Annotated in this window: 14 protein-coding genes; 8 read left to right on the top strand and 6 right to left on the bottom strand. The window is 70.1% G+C overall.

Translation table 11 applies throughout. The features are described 5' to 3' along the window. Positions 1 to 162: 162 nt before the first annotated feature. From JL108_RS03425 to JL108_RS03410, 4 genes are all read right to left on the bottom strand, one after another. On the bottom strand, positions 163 to 1,599 hold the full coding sequence (locus tag JL108_RS03425; RefSeq protein WP_240190522.1) for an acetyl-CoA carboxylase carboxyltransferase subunit alpha/beta: 1,437 nt from the start codon (positions 1,597 to 1,599) through the stop codon (positions 163 to 165). A 401-nt stretch (positions 1,600 to 2,000) separates the two neighbouring features. Next, entirely contained in the window at positions 2,001 to 3,404 is a 1,404-nt protein-coding gene (locus JL108_RS03420; RefSeq protein WP_205197030.1) for a DUF1116 domain-containing protein, read from the bottom strand. Then, positions 3,401 to 4,894 (bottom strand): FdrA family protein, encoded by a 1,494-nt coding sequence (locus JL108_RS03415; protein ID WP_205197028.1) that lies wholly within the window; start codon positions 4,892 to 4,894, stop codon positions 3,401 to 3,403. The genes JL108_RS03420 and JL108_RS03415 overlap by 4 nt, the downstream gene beginning before the upstream one ends. After that, positions 4,891 to 5,835 (bottom strand): DUF2877 domain-containing protein, encoded by a 945-nt coding sequence (locus JL108_RS03410; RefSeq protein WP_205197026.1) that lies wholly within the window; start codon positions 5,833 to 5,835, stop codon positions 4,891 to 4,893. The genes JL108_RS03415 and JL108_RS03410 overlap by 4 nt, the downstream gene beginning before the upstream one ends. A 229-nt stretch (positions 5,836 to 6,064) precedes the next feature. Here JL108_RS03410 and JL108_RS03405 point away from each other — a divergent pair, with 229 nt between their 5' ends. The 8 genes from JL108_RS03405 to JL108_RS03370 all read left to right on the top strand — a co-directional run bounded on the left by JL108_RS03405 (position 6,065) and on the right by JL108_RS03370 (position 16,738). Further along, entirely contained in the window at positions 6,065 to 7,789 is a 1,725-nt protein-coding gene (locus JL108_RS03405) for a PucR family transcriptional regulator (protein ID WP_205197024.1), read from the top strand. A 228-nt stretch (positions 7,790 to 8,017) separates the two neighbouring features. Next, on the top strand, positions 8,018 to 9,394 hold the full coding sequence (locus JL108_RS03400) for a uracil-xanthine permease family protein (protein ID WP_240190521.1): 1,377 nt from the start codon (positions 8,018 to 8,020) through the stop codon (positions 9,392 to 9,394). Next, entirely contained in the window at positions 9,391 to 10,275 is an 885-nt protein-coding gene (locus tag JL108_RS20150; protein ID WP_205197022.1) for a xanthine dehydrogenase family protein subunit M, read from the top strand. Before JL108_RS03400 ends, JL108_RS20150 begins: the two co-directional genes overlap by 4 nt. Next, positions 10,272 to 10,799 (top strand): (2Fe-2S)-binding protein, encoded by a 528-nt coding sequence (locus JL108_RS03390; protein WP_205197019.1) that lies wholly within the window; start codon positions 10,272 to 10,274, stop codon positions 10,797 to 10,799. The genes JL108_RS20150 and JL108_RS03390 overlap by 4 nt, the downstream gene beginning before the upstream one ends. Next, the gene (cutA, locus tag JL108_RS03385; RefSeq protein WP_143910996.1) at positions 10,799 to 13,204 is read left to right on the top strand and encodes an aerobic carbon-monoxide dehydrogenase large subunit; all 2,406 of its coding nucleotides are present in this window, start codon (positions 10,799 to 10,801) and stop codon (positions 13,202 to 13,204) included. Before JL108_RS03390 ends, cutA begins: the two co-directional genes overlap by 1 nt. Continuing rightward, complete coding sequence (locus tag JL108_RS03380; RefSeq protein WP_205197017.1) at positions 13,201 to 13,854, top strand: carbon monoxide dehydrogenase subunit G; 654 nt, start codon at positions 13,201 to 13,203, stop codon at positions 13,852 to 13,854. The genes cutA and JL108_RS03380 overlap by 4 nt, the downstream gene beginning before the upstream one ends. A gap of 202 nt (positions 13,855 to 14,056) precedes the next feature. Then, positions 14,057 to 15,478: an amidase gene (locus tag JL108_RS03375; protein WP_205197015.1), complete on the top strand. Its 1,422-nt coding sequence runs from the start codon at positions 14,057 to 14,059 to the stop codon at positions 15,476 to 15,478. Between the two features lie 177 nt (positions 15,479 to 15,655). Next, positions 15,656 to 16,738 carry an NADH:flavin oxidoreductase/NADH oxidase gene (locus JL108_RS03370; protein ID WP_205197013.1) on the top strand — a complete coding sequence of 361 codons (1,083 nt, stop codon included), beginning with the start codon at positions 15,656 to 15,658 and terminating at the stop codon, positions 16,736 to 16,738. A gap of 146 nt (positions 16,739 to 16,884) precedes the next feature. On the opposite strand, the gene JL108_RS03365 is transcribed toward JL108_RS03370, so the two are convergent. Together JL108_RS03365 and JL108_RS03360 are read right to left on the bottom strand one after the other, a co-directional pair. After that, a complete protein-coding gene (locus JL108_RS03365) occupies positions 16,885 to 18,384 on the bottom strand; it encodes a S1C family serine protease (RefSeq protein ID WP_240190520.1) in 1,500 nt (499 codons plus the stop codon). Positions 18,385 to 18,456: 72 nt separating this feature from the next. Continuing rightward, positions 18,457 to 19,902: a HAMP domain-containing sensor histidine kinase gene (locus JL108_RS03360; protein ID WP_307837173.1), complete on the bottom strand. Its 1,446-nt coding sequence runs from the start codon at positions 19,900 to 19,902 to the stop codon at positions 18,457 to 18,459. Positions 19,903 to 19,942: the final 40 nt, after the last annotated feature.

The following is a 19,942-nucleotide window of genomic DNA, read 5'->3' as shown; positions in this document are numbered from 1 at the left end:
CGCCCAGGACAGCCTGAACGCACGTCCCCGACCTACCCTTGACCTCGACACCCCAGCCACCCGGCTGAACAGGCTCCTCACCCAGGCAGCCTGACCACCCGTTGCTTCGACCACTAGAACCAGCCCGCCCAAGGTGCGGGATAGCTCACCGCCAGGCGAACGTCAGCTGGTGAGCTCGCGCAGTTGAGCGGCGATCTCGGCGGCCATCGCGCGGGCGAAGTCCTCGGCCGGCTCCCCGGGGACCTCGGCGACGAGCGCCTGCACGGTGCCCTCGGCGAGGAGATGGGCCGAGGACACCTTCTGCTGCTCGGCCATCTGGGGCGCGTGGTCGATATCGCGGTGGACGATCGCGCTGGCACCCTCGGGAGGGAGGGGCGACAGCCAGGCGTTCTCGGCCGCGATCGTCACGTCGGCGGGCAGCATGGCGAGAGCGCCACCGCCACAGCCCTGTCCCAGGATCACGCTCACGGTCGGCACCTTCAGGGAGGACTGCATCGCGATGCAGCGGGCGATCTCACCGGCGATCGCTCCCTCCTCGGCCTCCTTCGACAGCGCCGCACCGGGTGTGTCGATCACCGAGACCAGCGGCAGGCCCAGCTGCTCGGCCAGGGACATGCCACGACGCGCCTCGCGCAGCGCCGCCGGTCCCATCGGATGCTCGTCGGTCTGCCGCTTGCGGTCCTGGCCGATGACGACACAGGGGACGCCGTCGAGACGCGTCAGGGCGAGCATCATCGCCGAATCGCGCTGGCCGTCCTGCGTGCCGCGCAGCGGCACCACGATGTCGCTGCCGTAGCGGATCAGCTCGCGTACGCCGGCGCGGTCGGGCTGGCGGGTGATCTGGATCGACTCCCAGGCCGACCGCTCGCCCACCACCGGTGCCGTCCGTCGTGTCTGCACGGGCTCGGTGGGGCCGTCGGTCAGCAGAGCGAGCGTCTGGTCGAGGATCGCGCTGAGATCCTCATGCGGCACGACTGCGTCGATGATGCCGTGTTCGGCGAGATTCTCGCTCGTCTGCACACCCGCGGGGAAGGGCTCGCCGTAGAGCGCCTCGTAGACCTTCGGCCCGAGGAATCCCAGCAACGCACCGGGCTCGCCGACGGTCATATGCGCGAGCGATCCCCAGGACGCGAAGACGCCGCCCGTCGTCGGGTGGCGCAGATGCGCCAGGTAGGGGAGCCCCGCGGCGCGGTGGTCACCGATCGCCCGGGAGATCTCGATCATGTGCACGAAGGCGGTGGTGCCCTCCTGCATGCGCGTGCCACCCGAGCAGGTCGACGCGACGAGCGGCAGTCCCTCGGCGGTCGCCCGGCGGACCGCGGCGGTGATACGCCGCGCGGCGGCGACGCCGATCGAACCGGCGAGGAAGCCGAACTCATTGGCGATGACGGCGATCGGACGACCGTGCACCGTGGCGCGGCCGGTGATCACCGACTCGTCGGTTCCTGCCCGTTCGGCGGCTCGCTCGAGGGTGGCGCGGTACTCGGCGTCCACGCCGGTGAGGTCGACCGGCTCGTCCCAGGAGGTGAAGGATCCTTCGTCCAAGACGAGGTCGAGCAGCTCGTGAACCGGCATGATGGTGGGCTTGCGCTCGCTCATGACCGCACGTTACCGGGGATTTCAGGCCGACCCGGCCGGGAAGCGCGTCTGGGCACGATTTGGTCAGAACTCGCTCGGATGACAGGAAAGAACTGTCACGACTCGACCTGGACGCGAGGCGAATCCAGCGGCGGATTCCGCCACATGGGAGGTGCCGCTGCTCCGGGCGGTGGGGAGGCGTCCGTTCGTGATCGTCGCCGGTGGGCTGGCGTCCGTTATGGGCTGCTGAATGGACGCTATCGCACCGTTCCCGGGGTCAGCGCGTCGGCACGGGGCCCGACGCGCTCCGGCGGCGGTGTACGTGGTTGATGGCTCACCGCCCTCAAAGGGGAGCGAGATCGGAAAGACGACGCGGAGGGACGGTCGGTACCGTCCCTCCGCGTCGTGGTGGATGCGATCGCTCAGCGGCGCGAGCGGGTCCTCTCGGCGAGCGCCGACAGTGCCGCCGGGAAGATATTCGCCGGAGGCGTCACCAGGCCGGCGCCGACCTGCCCGACCCCCGCCACGCGACCGGCCATGCCGGTGTTGATCTGCGGCAGGATGCCGGTCCGGCAGACCCGCGAGACGTCGATACCGGTCGGCGTGCCCATGAAGTCCAGCACAGGGATGGACCAGCGCGGGTTCTCGCCGATGGTGATCTCACGCATACGGCGCGAGGTCGCCAGCGCATCCGGGACCGAGCCGCCGACGAAGCGCACGATCGCCGGAGCGGTCGCCATCGCGAAGCCGCCGATGCCGGCCGTCTCGGTGATGGCCGAGTCGCCGATATCGGGGTTGGCATCGTCCGGCCCGTAGTCGCCCAGGTACAGACCCTCGGCGACCTGCGCCGGACCGGTGAACCACTGGTCGCCGGTGCCGGCGGTCTGGATGCCGAACTCCGTGCCGTTGCGGGCCATCGCGACCACCATCGTCGAGCCCTCGATGCCGCGCGCCGCGTCGAGCGCGAGCTTGCAGGCGGGCATCGCGATGTTGAGGAAGAAGTGGTCGTTGCCGCCGACGAAGGAGAACACCTCGGCGATGTCCTTGGCGTCGGCACCGGACTGCGCGAGAGCGGGAGCGATGTCGCGCAGCAGCATCAGCGTGCCCGCGCGATTGCGATTGTGCGCCTCGTCGCCCATCTGCAGCATCTGCGTGAGGATGCCGGTCGCATCGATCGGTCCGGTCGCGCGGACCGCCTGACCGAGCAACGGGCCGAGCACATCGGACATCCAGCGCAGCCGCTGCAGCACCTCGGGCGAGTAGGCGCCGTAGCGCAGCACCTTGCCGAGGCCCTCGTTGAGGGTGCAGTACGTCCGGCGGCCGTCGGTCTGATCCTCCAGCACCCACATCCACATCGAGGGCGACACGACGCCGGCCATCGGGCCGACGGCGCTGCGGTGGTGGCAGGGCTCGAGGGAGACCGAGTCGCCGGACTCGAAGAGCGCCACGGCGTCCTCGGGATCATCGACCAGACCCTCGAGCGCGGCCGCGCCCTGGAGCGCGCCGCGCATCGGGCCGGACGCGTTCTCCCACTTCAGCGGGGGACCGGCGTGCAGGAACTGGCCGCGCTCGAGGCCGAGCAGCTCGCTCGCGGGCGCCACATCGACGACCATCGCCTGAGTCGAGGTCATGGCATCCACGGCACGACGGTTGGCATCGAGACGCAGCGGATCGGTGGCGACCGTGACGAGATCGTCCTCGGTGCCCTCCATCGGGGGGCGCCAGTCGACGCGGTTCACGCCGACGGCCTGGGCGTCGAGCGCGTCGGCGAAGAGGCCGACGCCGCTGGTGACGACTCCGTCGGAGGGTCGGTGGGTGCTCGTCATCGTGCGGCTCCGATCAGCGAAAGGGCCCGGCGGGTCGCCTGGGCATTGGACAAGAACACTTCGGCGCCGACCGCGGCGAGGGCCTCGGCCTGGCGATCGGTCTGCTGGGGGTCGTCCTGGGTGCCCACGCAGGCGACCACCACGGCCAGCTCGCGACCGCCCGCCTTCGCGGTCTCGACGGCCGAGGAGATGGCCGGTGCCAGCGAACCGGCGGGATCGTCCTCGGCACCATGCCCGAGCACGACATCCATCAGCACGACCGAGGCGTCGCCGTCGCGGGCGGTGCGGGCGAGGTCCTCCAGGCGGAGGGTCGGGTCGATCATCGGGTGGGCGCGGCCTGCCGTCATGCCGTCATCGCCGAAGTCGATCATGACGGTGCCGTCGGCGCGCCGGTCGGCCCCGAGCTCCAGTCGCGGCTCCAGCGGGATATTGCTGTAGACATCGCCCACGGCGTCGGTGGCGATGAGCATCGCCTCGTCGCAGAGCGTGCCGCCGACGAAGAGGCCACGCAGGCGCCCACCCTCGACCTGCGCCGTCTCGCCCCGGTGGGGCCACTCGGGCACCGGGCGGCCGAGGGTCTCCAGCACGGCCTCGGCCGTGGTGGTGAGATCCGGCTGGCCGGAGCCGAGGAGCGCGAACTGGACGGGAGTCGTCAGCGTCGCGGCGTACTCGCGCAGCTCCTCGGCGACCTTCGCCGCCGGAGGCTTGGAGACCACGACGATCAGCTCGGTCGAGGCGTCCTCGTCGAGGCGGCGCATGGCCTCGCGAGTGGACAGCGCGGAGACGGCCTCGCTGAGGTCGCGGCCGCCCACACCGAGCGCGGCGCTGACGCCGACGCCCGCGTGGTCGAGGAGGCACAGCAGCTGCTGGCAGCCGGTGCCCGAGGCGGCGACGATGCCGACCGGTCCGGGGCGGACGGCATTGGCGAAGCCGAGGCCGATGCCGTCGATGACCGCCGTGCCGCAGTCGGGACCCATCACCAGCAGGCCGCGCTCGGTTGCCAGCTGCTTGAGGGCGATCTCGTGCTCGACCGGCACGTTGTCGCTGAAGATCATCACGTCGCGGCCCGCGTCGAGGGCGTCGGCCGCCTCGACGGCGGCGGAGGCGCCGGGCACCGACACGAGGGCCAGGCCGGCGTCGGTCCGGTCGAAGGCCGACAACGTGGTGCGCGGGGGCTCGATCTCGCTGGACGCGCCGTCATCGCTGCGCCGCGAGGCGCGGGCGAGGGCCGCGTCGACGGCCTCGAGGGCGGCCGGCAGGGTTCCCTCGTCATCGAGCCGCACCGCCACGATCATGTCGTTCGGTGTGGACTCGGGCAGCGTGAAGCCCATCTGCGCGATGACATCGCGGTTCAGGTCGGTCGCCATCGCGACCTGGGCCGCGGTGACACCGTCGACGGCGGCGACATCCTTGCTCACTTGCAGCAAGGCCACCGAGTCGGCATACGCGCCGCGGCGTAGCTCGACGTGCTCGAAGCCGGTCGTGGTCATGGGCAACTCCTCGTGACAGATGGGGTGGACGTGTGCGAGTCGGTGGTGGGGTGGTGGAGCTCGCGAGCAGCAGGCGGTGAGCTATCACGCACCCGAGGAAAGGTCGGTGAGTTATCACGCACCTGAGCACCTAAAGTGCGGGATAACTCACCGCCCAGGGGCGGGTGGGCGGTGAGGTGGTCCAGGGCCAGGCTCAGGCCGAGGACGAGCCCGGCACCGGAGGTGTGACCGATGCGCAGCATGGTCGCGGCTGCGTCGGCGGGCTCGAGACGGGACTGCGTGGCCCGCAGCGAGTCGAGCAGCTGCGCGAACTCGGGGATGACGAAACCCTCGAGCGCGCAGCGGACGAGTGTCGCGGACAGTGAGGTCGTGCGGGCGAGTAGCGGGGCGTCGATCGCGTCGAGCACCGGGCTCTGCGCGAGGCGTCCGGCGGCGACCATCGTCGCGATCCAGCCGCAGAGGACGTCATCGCCGAGCGGAGTCAGGCCGCTGCCCAGGCCGGCGAGGGCCAGGGGCGCGGTGGGGTCGGCTGCCCGCAACCCGTCCAGCGCGTCGGCAGGCAGCTCGGCCGCGATCGCGGCGGGCACGGCGTCGCCGAGGCGATCGCGTGCCGAGGCCGCCGAGGCGGGATCGAGGGATGGGACGTGCTGGTCGACCGTGCGGGCGATGCGGACCTCGCCACCGGCGAAGACCATCCGGCCGTCGCCCACGGTGACCGTCGATCCCGCGCCGGTGAGCCCCTCCAGCGAGGAGAGGGTGGTCTGGGCCGCGCAGGGCACGCGGACCCCCGCGGCCCCGACGACCGCGAGCACATCGGTGCCGTCGTCGAGGTAGACGGCGTGACCGCCGCGGTGGACGATCTCGGCCGGACGGCTCGGGCGGGCGATCCGCTCGCGGACCCACGTGGTGGCCGCCGCGGCCACCGAGCTCCGCTCGCTCATGCCGCCACCGCCTGGGGGAAGAGCAGGGTAGGCAGGCGGCGGCATGAGGTGATCCTCATGGTTCGCTCGCTGCGCTCGCTCATGCCGCCACCGCCTGGGGGAAGAGCAGGGTAGGCAGGCGGCGGCAAGAGGTGGTCCTCATGGTTCGCTCGCTCCGCTCGCTCATGGATCTCCCCGGGTAGAAATGAGGCGTCTTTCGGACCCTAATTGCTGCTGTTACGCTGAGCCGATGTCAGAAGTTGCCAAGGATCAGCCCAGAGGTGCCCAGACTTTGATGAAACATGCCTATCGCGTCCCCCTGCGTGAGGTGCTCAAGGTGGACGCCCTCGCTGGAACGACGGTCCTGGCGGGCAGTCGCGGTCTCGATCGCGTCGTGACGCGTCTCAACGTCATGGAGGTGCCCGACATCGTCGAATGGGTGCGCCCGCACGCCTTGCTCGTGACGAGCGGCTATCCGCTGGTCGATCTCGACGCGCACGACGACGAACGGCACTCGCGCTTCGTCGACCTGGTGCGCCGACTCGACGAGCTCGATGTCGCCGCTCTCGGCATCAAGGTCGGCCGATTCCTCGCCGATGTCCCGGACGAGGTACTGGAGTTCGCCGACCGGCGAGGCTTCCCCATCCTGGGGCTGGCGCCGCACGCGGCCTTCGACGACCTGCTCGAGGAGGTGCACGTACGCCTCACCGACGTCCAGGCGGATGTCCTGCACCGCACCGACGCCCTGCACGCCGCCCTGGAAGGACTCGTGCTCGAGGGGGCCGGGCTCCAGGACGTCGCGAGCCGGATCGCCGACGTGCTCGGCATCGGCGTCCTCATCACCTCGATCGACGGGCGGGAGAAGGTCGGCGCCCTCGACGACCGGATGCGCCAGGCGCTGCACGATGCCGAGTTATTCGACCCCACCGGGCGGTTCCGGGTCGAACGCCCACGGTTGCAGCCCATGGACCTGGGTGACGGGCAGGTGCTGGTGCAGCCGATCGTGGCCGGCAGCAGCGATCTGGCCCGCCTCGTGGCCTATCACCCGACCCGCAAGATCGCCCAGGACGATCTGAACGCCCTCCAGCGCGCCTCGACGGTCGCCGCGCTGCTCGTCACCCAGCAGCAGGCGCTCAACGCCGTCGAGAGCAAGTACCGCGGCGACTTCCTCCGCGATGTGCTCGCCGGCCGGGCCGGGGACGTCGAGCACGTGCTCGACCACGCCTCGACCCTCGGCTGGCGCATCGACTTCCCGGCGATCGTGGTGACCGCCGAGCTCGATCCGCCTGGCGAGCGCCAGGAACGGCCCCCGGCGCGCGTACGACGCTCCTGGCAGGAACGCTTCTTCGCCGCCTGGGAGCAGGTGCTCGGCGGCTACGTGCCGATGGCCCCCACCGCGGACTTCTCCGAGGAGGTCGTCACGATCGTCCCAGCGCCGGAGAGCCTGCGCGACGACCCGGAGGCTGCGGTCGCCGCTCTGCGGGATCTGGTCGCGCGGCTGGTGCGCGCGGTCGCGGGGGATCGCGGCGGCGGCCGACGTCCCTTCTCGGTCGGTACGAGCCGCCTCGTACATGGCGTCGAGGGGTTCCCCGATGCCTACCAACAGGCGCGACGGGCGACGGAGGTCGGCCGTCGCTTCACCGGCGGCAGCAGCACCTTCCACTTCGACGATCTCGGCGTGCACCGCCTGATCGGCCTGATCCCGGACCGCAGCGAGCTGACGGGCTTCGCCCAGGACGTGCTCGGCGAGCTCAACGACGAGACCCCGGACGCCGAGGAGCTCCGCGAGACCTTGCGGGTGCTGCTGGAGAACAATCTCAACGTGGCCGAGGCCTCCCGGGTGCAGTTCGTGCACTACAACACGATGCGCTATCGGATCGGCAAGCTCGAGCAGATCCTCGGACCGTTCACCGGGGACGCGAATCTCCGGCTGAACCTGGCCGTCGCCCTGCAGGTCCGCGAGATCAAGCGCTGAGCGCCACCGAGGCGGGGCGCGCCGGTGATTCGGCCCGGTGTCGCAGGCGTTACCGATAGATGACACCGTCGGGTGGTAACACGATGCGGCGCGAGAGGGGCACAATCAAGTGACAGTGATCCGGGTGATTGTTCGGCACATGTCGCTCATGAGCTCCTGTGATGCAGCGCACTAGGATCGCTCAATCGGGGCATCACCGGGTGGTATCGACGGGTGTGAGGAGAACACATGTCGGGCATGTTCAGTTGGAAGGTCGTCTACGACGGCAAAACACCACCGCCGGGCAAGGCGGTAGGACCACATGAGCGGATGAGTTGGGGCCGCACCGCGGGTATCGGCATCCAGCACGTCGTCGCCATGTTCGGTGCGACCTTCGTGTTCCCGGTGGTCATGGGACTCGATCCCAACCTCGCGATCCTCTTCTCGGGCATCTGCACGATGCTCTTCCTGGTCATCGTCAAGAACTGGGTGCCGAGTTATCTCGGCACGTCCGCGGCCTTCGTGGGCGCGGTCGCCGCGATCCGCGGCCAGGGCGGCGACTCCGCCGATGTCACCGGCGCGATCCTGGTCGCCGGCCTGGTGCTGCTGGCGATCGGCATCGGCGTGCACTTCGCCGGTCCGGGCATGCTCAAGAAGGTGCTGCCGCCCGCCGTCACCGGCGCGGTCGTCATGCTCATCGGCTTCAACCTGGCCCCCGTGGTGGCGGGCATCTACTGGCCCCAGGATCAGTGGGTCGCGCTCGCGACCGCGGCGTTCCTCATGCTGGGTGCCGTGCTCCTGCCGGGCTTCTGGGCACGTATCGCCGTCTTCCTGGCGCTGGTCTTCGGCTTCCTGCTGTCGTGGGTCCTCGACATGCTCAGCGGCGGGATCGCCGATCCGGAGACCGGTGAGATCGCCGACCGCGTCAACTTCTCCGGCATCGGCGACGCCGCCTGGTTCGGTCTGCCGAGCGGCACCCTGGCCGACGGCGTCTCGGCCGTGCACGGGCCCAGCTTCTCGCTGACCTTCACGCTGCTCGTTCTCCCGGGCGTCATCGCGCTCATCGCCGAGAACACCGGCCACGTCCGCGGCATCGCCGACATGACCGGCGCCGATCTCGACCCCTACATGGGCCGTGCGCTCGGTGCCGACGGCTTCGCCACGGCCCTCGCCAGCTCCTTCGGCGGCTCGCCGACCACCACCTACGCCGAGAACATGGGCGTCATGTCCGCGACGCGGATCTACTCGACGGCGGCCTACTGGTTCGCGGCGGGATTCGCGATCATCCTCGGCCTGTGCCCCAAGTTCGGTGTGATCATCAACGCGATCCCCGGCGGCGTGCTGGGCGGCGTGACCGTGGTGCTCTACGGCATGATCGGCCTCATCGGCGCCAAGATCTGGGTGGACAACGGAGTCAATTTCGGCAACCCGGTCAACATGGTGCCGTTGGCTGCCGGCCTGGTGGCGGGCATCGGTGACGTGACCTTGAAGATCACCGATGACTTCCAGCTCAGCGGTATCGCCTTCGGCACCCTGCTGCTCGTGGTCATGTACCACCTGGTCAAGGGCAAGGAAAAGTCCCTCGAGAACACCGACGACGACAAGACGGATCCGACTTTCACGTGAAACCTGCTGCATTCACCTTCCAGCGACCAGCCGAGCTCTCCGAGGCACTCGCGGCGTATGCCGCGAACCCCGGGGCGAAGATCCTCGCCGGAGGACAGAGCCTCATCCCGTTGATGTCGATGCGGTTGACCACCGTGTCCGAGCTCATCGACATCAACGGGATCGGGGAGCTCTCGTTCATCGACGTGAGCGAGGCGGGGGTGCGCTTCGGTGCCCTCGCCCGCCACGCCGAACTCCACGCGCACGAGGAGGCGCGGCGAGTCCAGCCCATGCTGCACGCGGCACTGAGCCACGTCGCACACGCCACCATCCGCAACCGCGGCACCACCGTGGGCTCCATCGTCCACGCGGATGCCTCGGGCGAGATGCCGGTCGTCCTGACGCTGCTCGGCGGCACCCTCACGGTGGCGTCCACGGAAGGCCGGCGCGAGATCGCCGCGGACGACCTGTTCATCGGGCCGCTCGAGACGGCGCTGGAGAGCGGTGAGATCGCGGTCGAGGCCTTCGTCCCCGCCCTCCCGGCGCGACACGGCATCGCCTTCGACGAGATCGCCCGCCGCCACGGCGATTACGCCCTGTGCGGTCTCGGCGTGGTCCTCGGTCTCGCCGAGGACGGGGGGATCGAGAGCGTCCGCGCCGGATACCTCTCGGTCACCGAGACGCCGATCGTCGTCGACCTCACCGAGTGCTTCGCCGACGGAATCGACGCCTCGTCGCTCGTCGCCGCGGGCGAGAAGGCGCTCGAACAGCTCGAGCCCGAGGGCGACATCCACGCCAGCGCGGAGTACCGGGCGCAACTCGCCCGCACGCTCACGGCACGCGTCATCACCGCGGCGCATGCCGATGCGAAGGCCCGTTCTTCCCAGGAGGCGACCGCATGACGACGACACCCACCACCGCCGAACCCGTCGAGACCGTCCGCCTTCGGGTGAACGGCGTCACGCACGAGACCCAGGTGCCGCCGCGCCGGCTGCTCAGCGACGCGCTGCGTCATGATCTCGGCCTCACCGGCACGCACGTCGGCTGCGAGCATGGCGTGTGCGGCGCCTGCACGATCCTCGTCGACGGCCAGCCGATGCGCTCGTGCCTGATGTTCGCCGTCTCGGCGCAGGACTACGAGCTCACCACCGTCGAGGGACTCACCCGCCCGGACGGTTCGCTCGGCCCGGTCCAGCAGGCCTTCAAGGACTGCCACGGTTTGCAGTGCGGCTTCTGCACGCCCGGCTTCCTCACCACGATCACCGCCGGGATCGCTGAGAACCCCGACCCGGACCGTGCCGAGGCACGCGACATGATCTCGGGCAATCTCTGCCGGTGCACCGGCTACCAGAACATCGTGGCCTCGGTGCTGCGCGCCGCGGAGATCCAGCGCGAGGACGCCCAGGACGAGGAGGGCCAGAGCTGATGACCACCAAGATGATGGGCGAGCCGGTCGCCCGCGTCGAGGACGATCGGCTCGTCACCGGACACGGACGCTACTCCGACGACCTCGCCCCTGAGGCACTGGAGATGGCGGTGCTGCGCAGCCCGCACGCCCACGCCCGCATCGTCTCCATCGATGTCGACGCCGTGCTCGATGTCGCGGGCGTCCACGCTGTCTACACCTACGAGGATCTCGAAGGTCCGCTGGCCGAGCCGCTGCCGCTGCTCATCCCGCACCCCAATCTGACCCACGGCCGCACGCAGTACGCCCTGGCCAAGGACGAGGTCAACTATGTCGGCGAAGCGATCGCGATCGTCGTCGCCGACAACCGTTACCTCGCCGAGGACGCCGTCGGCCTGATCGAGGTGCAGTACGAGTTCCTCGCTCCCGTCGTCGGCATCGACGCCGCGCGCGCCGCCGACCATCTCGTGCACGAGGACGTTCCCGGCAATGTGGCCGCCACGATGGAGCAGTCCTTCGGCGATCCTGAGGCCGATATCGGCGGTGCGCCGCACCGGCTGACCTTCGACCTCGAGATCGAGCGCAGCGCCTCCATGCCGATGGAGGGCCGCGGAACCGTCGCGCGCTGGGACGAGGACCTCAAGCGCATGAGCGTGTGGTCGTCGACCCAGACCTCCACGGGTGTCCGCGCCGCGGTCGCCACCAAGCTCAGCCTCGATCTGAGCCAGGTCGACGTCATCACCCCCGATGTCGGCGGCGGCTTCGGCGCCAAGATCGTGCACCCCTGGCCCGAGGAGGTCCTGGTGCCGATGGCCGCCAAGGTCCTCGGCCGGCCGGTGAAGTTCACCGAGGACCGTCGCGAGCACTTCATCTCCTCGGCCCACGAGCGCGGCCAGCAGCAGCACATCGACGTCGGCTTCGACGACGACGGACGCATCCTGGGCCTGTCGGTGCAGTTCTGGCACGACAACGGCGCCTACACCCCCTATGGCCTGATCGTGCCGATCATCACCTCGACCCAGCTCATCGGCCCGTACAAGCTGCCCAGCTACCGCGTGGTGTTCCAGAGCCTCTACACCAACACGGTCATCGTGACGCCGTACCGCGGCGCGGGACGTCCGCAGGGTGTCTTCGCGATGGAGCGCACGATGGACGCTATCGCCGCCTACCTCGGCAAGGACCGCACCGAGGTGCGCGAGGCGAACTTCATCCAGCCCGATGAGTTCCCTTACGCGCACGGCGAGCTGTCCTTCCAGGACGGCCGCCCGCTCATCTACGACTCGGGCAACTACCCCGAGATGATGCGCAAGGCCAAGGCGCTCGTGGACTGGGACGAGTTCGAGAAGATCCGCGACGAAGCACGCGCTGAGGGCCGCAAGGTCGGCATCGGCATCGCCTGCTATGTCGAGGGCACCGGCGTCGGGCCCTATGAGGGCGGCCACGTGCAGATCGAGACGAGCGGCAAGGTCAAGGTCTCGACCGGCCTCACCACGCAGGGTCAGGGACACGAGACCGCGTTCGCGCAGATCGTGGCCGATGAGCTCGGCGTGCGCTTCGAGGACATTCAGGTCGTCACCGGCGACACCCGCCGTTCGCCGTACTCGGTGGGCACCTTCGCGTCGCGTGCCGCCGTCATGAGCGGCTCGGCCGTCGCGCTCGCTGCCCGGGCGGCGAAGGCGAAGGCTCTGCGCCTGGCGGCAGATGCGCTGGAGGTCGATGTCGACGATCTGGAGATCGTCGACGGTATCGTCCGCGTCAAGGGCGCGCCCGCCAGCCAGATCGCGCTCGGCACGCTCGCCGTGCTGTCCAATCCGCTGCGGTACGCCTTCGACGAGGCATCGCGGGCCGCCACTCAGTTCGCGGTCGGCGACCCCACCAAGCCCCCGGTCGCCGAGGACGACGAGCCCGGCCTGGAGGGCAAGGACTACTACTCGCCGATGCGCTCCACCTTCGCCAGCGGCATCCACGTGGTGATCGTGGAGACCGACCCGGAGACCGCCGAGATCTCGATCCTCAAGTACGCGGTGGTGCACGACTGCGGCACCCTCATCAATCCGCGGATCGTCGAGGGACAGGTGCACGGCGGTGTGGCGCAGGGAGTCGGCGGCGCGCTCTACGAGCGGATGGCCTACGACGAGACCGGCCAGCTGCAGAACGCCTCGTTCATGGACTTCCTCATGCCCTATGTGACGGAGGTCCCCGAGAGTATCGAGATCGACCATCTGGAGACCCCGTCGCCGCTGAACCCGCTCGGGCTCAAGGGCGCGGGCGAGGCCGGGGTCATCCCCACGGCGGCTGCCTTCGCGGCCGCCATCGAGGACGCCGAGGGCTTCACCATCACCTCGATGCCGATCTCGCCTTCGGAGCTGTATGCCCTGCGGCTCGAGAAGGCCACTGACACAGCGACCGAAAGGACGAACACATGAAGGTAGCGGGAACCGCCACGCTGGACGCAGGAGTCGAGAAGGTCTGGGACGCCCTGCTCTCGCCCGAGGTGCTCGTCCGCACGATCCCCGGGTGCGAGCGCCTCGAGGAGACCGGTGAGAACAGCTACTCCGCGGTGATCACCGCCGGTGTGGCCTCCATCAAGGGCACGTACAAGGGAGCCGTCCAGCTCTCGGACCTCAAGCCGCACGAGTCGCTGCGCATGCACGCCGAGGGATCGGGCGCGCCCGGCACCATCTCGGTCGATGTCGACGTGCGCTTCGAGCCGGCCGAGGACGGTACGACGCAGATCAGCTACGAGGCGGATGCGGTCGTCGGCGGCATGATCGGCGGCGTCGGCCAGCGGATGCTCACCTCGGTCAGCAAGCGGATGGCCAAGGAGTTCTTCGGCTCGGTCAACAAGGTGCTGGCCGGTGAGCCGGTCGCCGCTGCTGCCGCCCCGGAGGCCGCTGCCGTGGCCGAGGGTCAGCCCGCCGCCGCGACGGCCACCACCGCGCAGCCGGCAGCCGCGGGTGTCGTGACGGCCGCCCCGGCGGCGAGCCCCGATGCCTTCCTCAAGGGCGTCGTGACCGGTGCCGCGATCGCACTGCTCGGCGTCGCCGTGGGTGCCGTCGCCGCGCGCCGCCGCTGACGGACCACCGCCTCGGGAGTCTGGCTCCGGCCGGCGCTCCCCTCCCGCGAGTGGTGCATTTTCGCCCTAGGAACGCCGTTTCCGGGGCGGATTCGCACCACTCGCGGACGGATTTGCACCACTCGCGGACCTCTGTGCTCCGTACAGGGAGGTGCCCCCACACGTGCGGGCCTCGACGAGGGCGCGCAGCGAAGGAGACGACATGACGAGCGCTGAGATCGACCACTACTCGACCGCGCGGGAGATGCGCGACGCGGTGCGCGCCAAGCAGATCTCCGCACGTGAGCTGCTCGACCTCCACCTCGAGCGCATCGACGCCACGAACGGCACGATCAATGCCATTGTGAGCCTCGACCCGGGGCGGGCCCGCGAGGCCGCCGCCCGCGCCGACGAGCAGCTGGCGCGCGGCGAGGAGGTCGGTCCGCTGCACGGGCTGCCCTTCGCGTTCAAGGACACCCACGCGGTCGGCGGCTGGCGGAGCACCTCGGGCTCGGTCCTGCGCGCCGACCATGTCCCGGAGCGCGATGAGCTCGTCGTCGAGCGCGTGCGCAAGGCGGGAGCCGTCACGGTCGGCAAGACCAATGTCCCGGAGTGGGCGGCCGGATCGCACACCTTCAACCCGATCTTCGGCACCACCGTGAATCCCTACGATCCGACCCGTTCGGCCGGTGGGTCCAGCGGTGGCTCGGCCGCGGCCCTCGCGAGCGGCATGGTGCCGCTGGCCGATGGCAGCGACATGGGCGGCTCGCTGCGCAATCCCGCGTCCTTCTGCAATGTCGTCGGCCTGCGGCCCTCCTTCGCGCGCGTGCCGCAGTGGCCGACCGGCAATGCCTGGGAGACCACCTCGGTGCAGGGCCCGATGGCTCGCAATGTCGACGATCTCGCCCTGCTGCTCTCGGTACAGGCCGGTCCCGACGGCCGCTCGCCGGTGGGCCAGGAGACGCCAGGATCGGCCTTCGAGCAGGTCCAGCGGATCGGGCTCGCTGGCCTGAAGGTCGCGGTCTCGGTGGATCTGGACGGTGCTTTCGAGGTCGACCACCAGGTGCGCGAGGTGGTCGAGGCACAGGCCCGTGCGCTGGGCGATGCCGGTGCTCAGGTCATCGAGCGTGCCCCCTCGCTCACCGAGGCCGAGGACACCTTCCGCACCTTGCGAGCCTGGCATTTCCAGGCCAGCTACGGTGCGATGCTCGCCGAGCATCCGGACAGCTTCAAGGCCTCGCTCGCGGACAATATCCGTCTCGGAGCTGACCTCGCGGGCGCGGACGTCGCCCGGGCCTATCACCAGCGCACGGAGCTCTCCCTGCGCATGCGGGAGTTCTTCGACGAGATCGACGTGCTCGTCATGCCGGTCAGCCAGGTGCCGCCGTTCAGCGCGGACCAGGAGTACCCGGCCGAGATCAACGGCCAGGCGCAGCAGACCTATCTGGACTGGATGCGGTCGGCTTACTTCATCACCGTCACGGGTTGCCCGGCGCTGTCCATCCCGGCGGGCTTCACCCGCGAGGGCTGGCCGGTCGGCATCCAGCTGGTCACCGCCCCGAACACCGAACGGCGTCTGCTGGAGATCGGGCGCGCCGTCGAGGAGATGACCGGCGCATCGGCGCGTCGTCCTTCCCTCGCCTAACCCTCCCGGGGCGGTGAGTTACACACCTCTCGGGCCGATGAGCGGTGGGTTACGCACCTCTCAGCACGGTTGATACGTGCGTAAGTCACCGCTCCCGCGGGTGAGGGGTGTGTAGGTCACCGCCCGGGGCGGGGGAACGACGGAATGCGAGGCGCTCGTCGGAGGTTGACCCTCGATATGAGCGCTGCCCTGTTCGAGCCCATCACCGTCCGATCCGTCACCGCCCGCAATCGCATCTGGCTGGCACCGATGTGCCAGTACTCGTGCTTCGCGCGCGATGGCGTGCCGACCGACTGGCATCTCGTCCACCTCGGCTCGCATGCCATCGGCGGGTTCGGCCTGCTCATCACCGAGGCGACCGCCGTGGTCCCGGAGGGTCGCATCAGCCCCGAGGACACCGGCCTGTGGAATGACGACCAGACCCGCGCCTGGACTCGGGTCGTCGACTTCGTGCACCAGCAGGGTGCGGCGATCGGCGTTCAGCTGGCGCACGCCGGGCGCAAGGCCTCGACCTATGCCCCGTTCGCCGAGGCGAGCGGCACGGTTCCACCCGCGGCCGGCGGCTGGCAGACGGTCGCTCCCTCGGCGGCCGCCTATCCGGGGCTCGCGGAACCGCGCGCGCTGACCCGCGACGAGGTGGCGGCGATCCCCGCGGCCTTCGCCGACGCCGCGACCCGCGCCGACGCGGCGGGCTTCGATCTGGTGGAGATCCACGCGGCACACGGCTATCTGCTGCACCAGTTCCTGTCGCCCCTGTCGAACCAGCGTGAGGACGAGTACGGCGGCGACTTCGACGGACGGACACGGCTCGTGCGGGAGGTCGTGACCGCCGTGCGCGAGGTGTGGCCCGCCGACAAGCCCCTGGCGATCCGCTTCTCGGGCACCGACTGGCTCGACGACGGATGGACGCTGGACGAGACGGCGCGCCTGTCGGCCGAGCTGCGCAACCTGGGCGTGGACATCGTCGACGTCTCGTCCGGCGCGCTGCTTCCGGCGGACATTCCGGTGGGGCCGGGCTATCAGGTGCCTCTCGCTCAGGAGGTGCGCCGGGTCTCGGGCCTCACGACCGGCGCCGTCGGCCTGATCACCGAGCCGGGCCAGGCCGAGAAGATCCTCCAGGCCGGTGAGGCCGATCTCGTGCTGCTGGCTCGAGCGGCGCTGCGCGATCCCGCCTGGCCGCTGCGGGCGGCGCATGAGCTCGGCGTCAGCCGCGAGGACGCGCCCTATACCCCGCAGTACGAGCGCGGCGCCTGGCGCTGATCCCGTGGGCGGTGAGTCATCCCGTACTCGTGACGGCGGGGGGGGGGGGGGGGGGGCCCCCCGGGGGGGGGGGGGGGGGCGCGGCCCCCCCCGCCGCGGGGGGGGGGGGGGCCCCCCCCCCCGCCCACGGGCGATGCTGATGCGGATCAGCGCTGGAGATCGCCGGCGTCGGAGCCGAGGGTCACCTTGACGTCCTCCTGCTTGCCATCGCGTTGGATGGTCAGCGTCACCTCGTCGCCCGGCTGGTAGCTGCGGACCGTGGCGATGAGGGCCTGGTTGGTCGCGACCGGATGATCGTTGACCGCGGTGACGATATCGCCCTCGCGCAGACCGGCCTCGTCACCGGGGCCACCGGACTCCACCTCGGCGACACGCGCGCCGATACCGGTGATCTGGTCGTCGCCGGTGGCGCTCTGCACGGTGATGCCGATGCGAGCGTGCTCGACCGTCTTGCCGTCGAGGATCTGCGCGCTGACATTGCGTGCGAGGTCAGAGGGGATCGCGAAGCCGAGACCGATGGAGCCACCCTCGACGCCGCCGGAGGACCGGATCGCCGAGTTGATGCCGATCACGCGGCCTTCGAGGTCGACCAGCGGCCCTCCGGAGTTGCCCGGGTTGATGGCCGCGTCCGTCTGGATGGCGGGGAAGGTCGTCAGAGTGTCCGAGCTGCTGCTCTGATCGCCCGGCGAGACCGGCCGGTTCAGCGCCGAGACGATGCCCTGCGTGACCGTCGACTCGAGGCCGAAGGGCGAGCCGATCGCGACGACCTCCTGGCCGACTCTCACGTCGGACGAGCTGCCGAACTGGGCCGTCTCCAAACCGGACACGTCCTCGGCCTGGATCACGGCGATGTCGGTGGCCGGGTCGGTGCCGATGATGGTCGCACGGGCATTGGTGCCGTCATTGAAGCCCACCGTGAGCGTGCCACCGTCCGCGGCTGCCTCGACCACGTGATTGTTGGTCACGATCTTGCCGTCCTCGCTGATGATGACCCCCGACCCGGAGCCGCCTTCGCCGCCTCCGGAGAAGTTGATCTGGACGACGGACGGCATGATCTTCTGGGCGACCTGCTCGACCGTGCCCGCGGGCAGATCCGAGGAGGCCGGGGCATCGATCGAGGTGCCGGTGCTGGTCGAGGTCGAGTTGCCGCCATCGGAGAACTGATTGCCCAGGATCCCACCGGTGAAGCCGGCGATGAGCGCCAGCGCGACGATACCGATGGCCGCCGCGATGGGTCGGCCGCGGCGGGGGCGTCCAGCGGGCGGGACCTGCCCGGAGCCTGGGGGAGTCGGACCGTGGGGCGGTGGGGGCGGCGCCAGCACCGAGGTGTGCTCAGCGGGACCGTGGCCCGGGGTGATGCCCGGTCCGGCCGGCTGCGCACCGGGGTGAGGGGCTCCCGGAGGGGGCGCCGACGCGTGGGGCGTGTGCGCTTCACGCGGCTCGTCGGGAGAGGGCGCGGACGAGCCGGAGGCCGGACCCGTCGGGACGGGACCCGTCGGGGCTGGACCCATCGGGGCTGGACCCATCGGGATGGGGCCGCGTTCCTCGGTGGTGTCCTCGCCGGTCTCACCGGCCGGCGGCTGCGGCTGACGCTGCGCGGGCGGCGTGTACGGACGCTCGGCGAAGGGATCGTGCGAATCGGTCATGTCAAGACATTCTCTCGCATAGCTGAGACGGTGATGAAAGGTCGGTGTGAGCGGGCGAAGACCTCCACTGTGTCAGGGCCCGCCGGACGGCGCGAGCGGGAGATGCAGGGTGAAGGTCGATCCGGAGCCGAGGATCGAAGCCACCTCGACTCGCCCGCCGTGGCGCTCCGCGGCTCTCTGGACGATCGACAGGCCCAGCCCCGATCCGGGGAGGGAACGGGCGGCCGTCGAACGGTAGAAGCGCTGGAAGACGTGCGGCAGATCCTCCTCGGCGATGCCGGGTCCTTCGTCGCTGATCGACAAGACGCCCTCGGTCAGGCGGACGGTGATGGTGCCGTCCGGAGGACTCCACTTCGCCGCATTGTCGAGCAGGTTGGTGACGGCGCGCTCGAGAGACTGACTCTCACCGACGACCTGCGAGTCGTCGAGCGCCACATCCCAGGTGACGCCCGGAGCGCGCAGGCGCACACGGGTCAGCGACTGCTCCACGATGTCGTCGAGAGCGAGCGGCTCGGGATCACGGTGCAACGGCTCGTCCCTGGCGAGCTCGACGAGGTCGCCGATGAGGGAGGTGAGCTCGTCGAGCTGGGCGCGCACGTCATCCATCAGCTCGCCTTGTGCCTCGGCGTCGAGCCGACGGTCAGGATCGCTCGTGGCCTGACGCAGCAGCTCGATATTGGTGCGCAGGCTCGTGAGCGGGGTGCGAAGCTCGTGGCCGGCATCGGCGATGAGCTGTCGTTCGCGGGTCTGTGACTCGCCGAGGGCCCGGAGCATCGTATTGAAGGAACGCGTGAGCCGGGCGAGCTCGTCGTTGCGGGTGCCCCAGACATCGATGGGCTCCATCTCACCCGTCGAGGCGATGCGCTCGGTCGCGGCGGTGAGGCGGCGCACCGGTCGCAGACCGTTGCTCGCCACCGCCCAGCCGGCCATGGCGGACATCGCGACGCCGGCGGCGCTCGCCAGCACCAGGACCACCGCGAGCCGGTCCAGCGCGCGCTGGGTGGACTCCATCGACTGGGCGAGCACGAAGGCCTGGCCCGGCTGCGTCTGGATCGAGACGATGCGGAACGGCTCCCCACCCGCGTCCACCGTGCGCGCGGACTGCGACCGGGTGCCGAGCGCGACCTCCTGCTCGGGGATGCCGTACGGGACGCTGCTGACCTTCTGGGTGAGTAGATCGCCGCCGTTCACGAAGACCACGCGGATGCCCATCGCATTGAGCATCTGCTGCACCGATCCGGCGTTGGTCGAGTTGAGCGACGAGGCGGTGACGCCGGCGTCGACCGCGTCGTTGGCCCGCTTGACGAGGGTCTGATCCACCGAGCCGATGAACTCCGATCGCACGGTGACGTAGAAGACGGCGCTGACCACTGACAGCACCAGGGCGACGGCGACCGTGGTCAGGATGGTGACGCGTGCCGCCAGCGAGATGCGCGAGGTGACGGGACTGAGAGCATCGTGCAGCCAGTCCAGGAACCGGTCGACGAGTCCCTTCGGCCGGTCAGTCAGCTCGCTCACGGCGCCACCGCCGAAGAGGAGCGAGGGTAGGTCGGTGTCG

Origin of the sequence: Aeromicrobium sp. YIM 150415 (assembly GCF_016918125.1) — a bacterium.
Taxonomy (GTDB): domain Bacteria; phylum Actinomycetota; class Actinomycetes; order Propionibacteriales; family Nocardioidaceae; genus Aeromicrobium; species Aeromicrobium piscarium.
Note: the sequence above shows the minus strand (reverse complement) of the source record. Positions and strands in the feature narration are given on the sequence as shown.

What these genes read in the sequence shown, in the direction of transcription:
- JL108_RS03425 (WP_240190522.1), bottom strand. Translation starts at nt 1,599, where the DNA reads ATGAGCGAGCGCAAGCCCACCATCATGCCGGTTCACGAGCTGCTCGAC.
- JL108_RS03380 (WP_205197017.1), top strand. Translation starts at nt 13,201, where the DNA reads ATGAAGGTAGCGGGAACCGCCACGCTGGACGCAGGAGTCGAGAAGGTC.
- JL108_RS03370 (WP_205197013.1), top strand. Translation starts at nt 15,656, where the DNA reads ATGAGCGCTGCCCTGTTCGAGCCCATCACCGTCCGATCCGTCACCGCC.
- JL108_RS03390 (WP_205197019.1), top strand. Translation starts at nt 10,272, where the DNA reads ATGACGACGACACCCACCACCGCCGAACCCGTCGAGACCGTCCGCCTT.
- JL108_RS03375 (WP_205197015.1), top strand. Translation starts at nt 14,057, where the DNA reads ATGACGAGCGCTGAGATCGACCACTACTCGACCGCGCGGGAGATGCGC.
- JL108_RS03415 (WP_205197028.1), bottom strand. Translation starts at nt 4,894, where the DNA reads ATGACCACGACCGGCTTCGAGCACGTCGAGCTACGCCGCGGCGCGTAT.
- JL108_RS03410 (WP_205197026.1), bottom strand. Translation starts at nt 5,835, where the DNA reads ATGAGCGAGCGGAGCTCGGTGGCCGCGGCGGCCACCACGTGGGTCCGC.
- JL108_RS03365 (WP_240190520.1), bottom strand. Translation starts at nt 18,384, where the DNA reads ATGACCGATTCGCACGATCCCTTCGCCGAGCGTCCGTACACGCCGCCC.
- JL108_RS03420 (WP_205197030.1), bottom strand. Translation starts at nt 3,404, where the DNA reads ATGACGAGCACCCACCGACCCTCCGACGGAGTCGTCACCAGCGGCGTC.
- JL108_RS03400 (WP_240190521.1), top strand. Translation starts at nt 8,018, where the DNA reads ATGTCGGGCATGTTCAGTTGGAAGGTCGTCTACGACGGCAAAACACCA.
- JL108_RS03405 (WP_205197024.1), top strand. Translation starts at nt 6,065, where the DNA reads ATGTCAGAAGTTGCCAAGGATCAGCCCAGAGGTGCCCAGACTTTGATG.
- cutA (WP_143910996.1), top strand. Translation starts at nt 10,799, where the DNA reads ATGACCACCAAGATGATGGGCGAGCCGGTCGCCCGCGTCGAGGACGAT.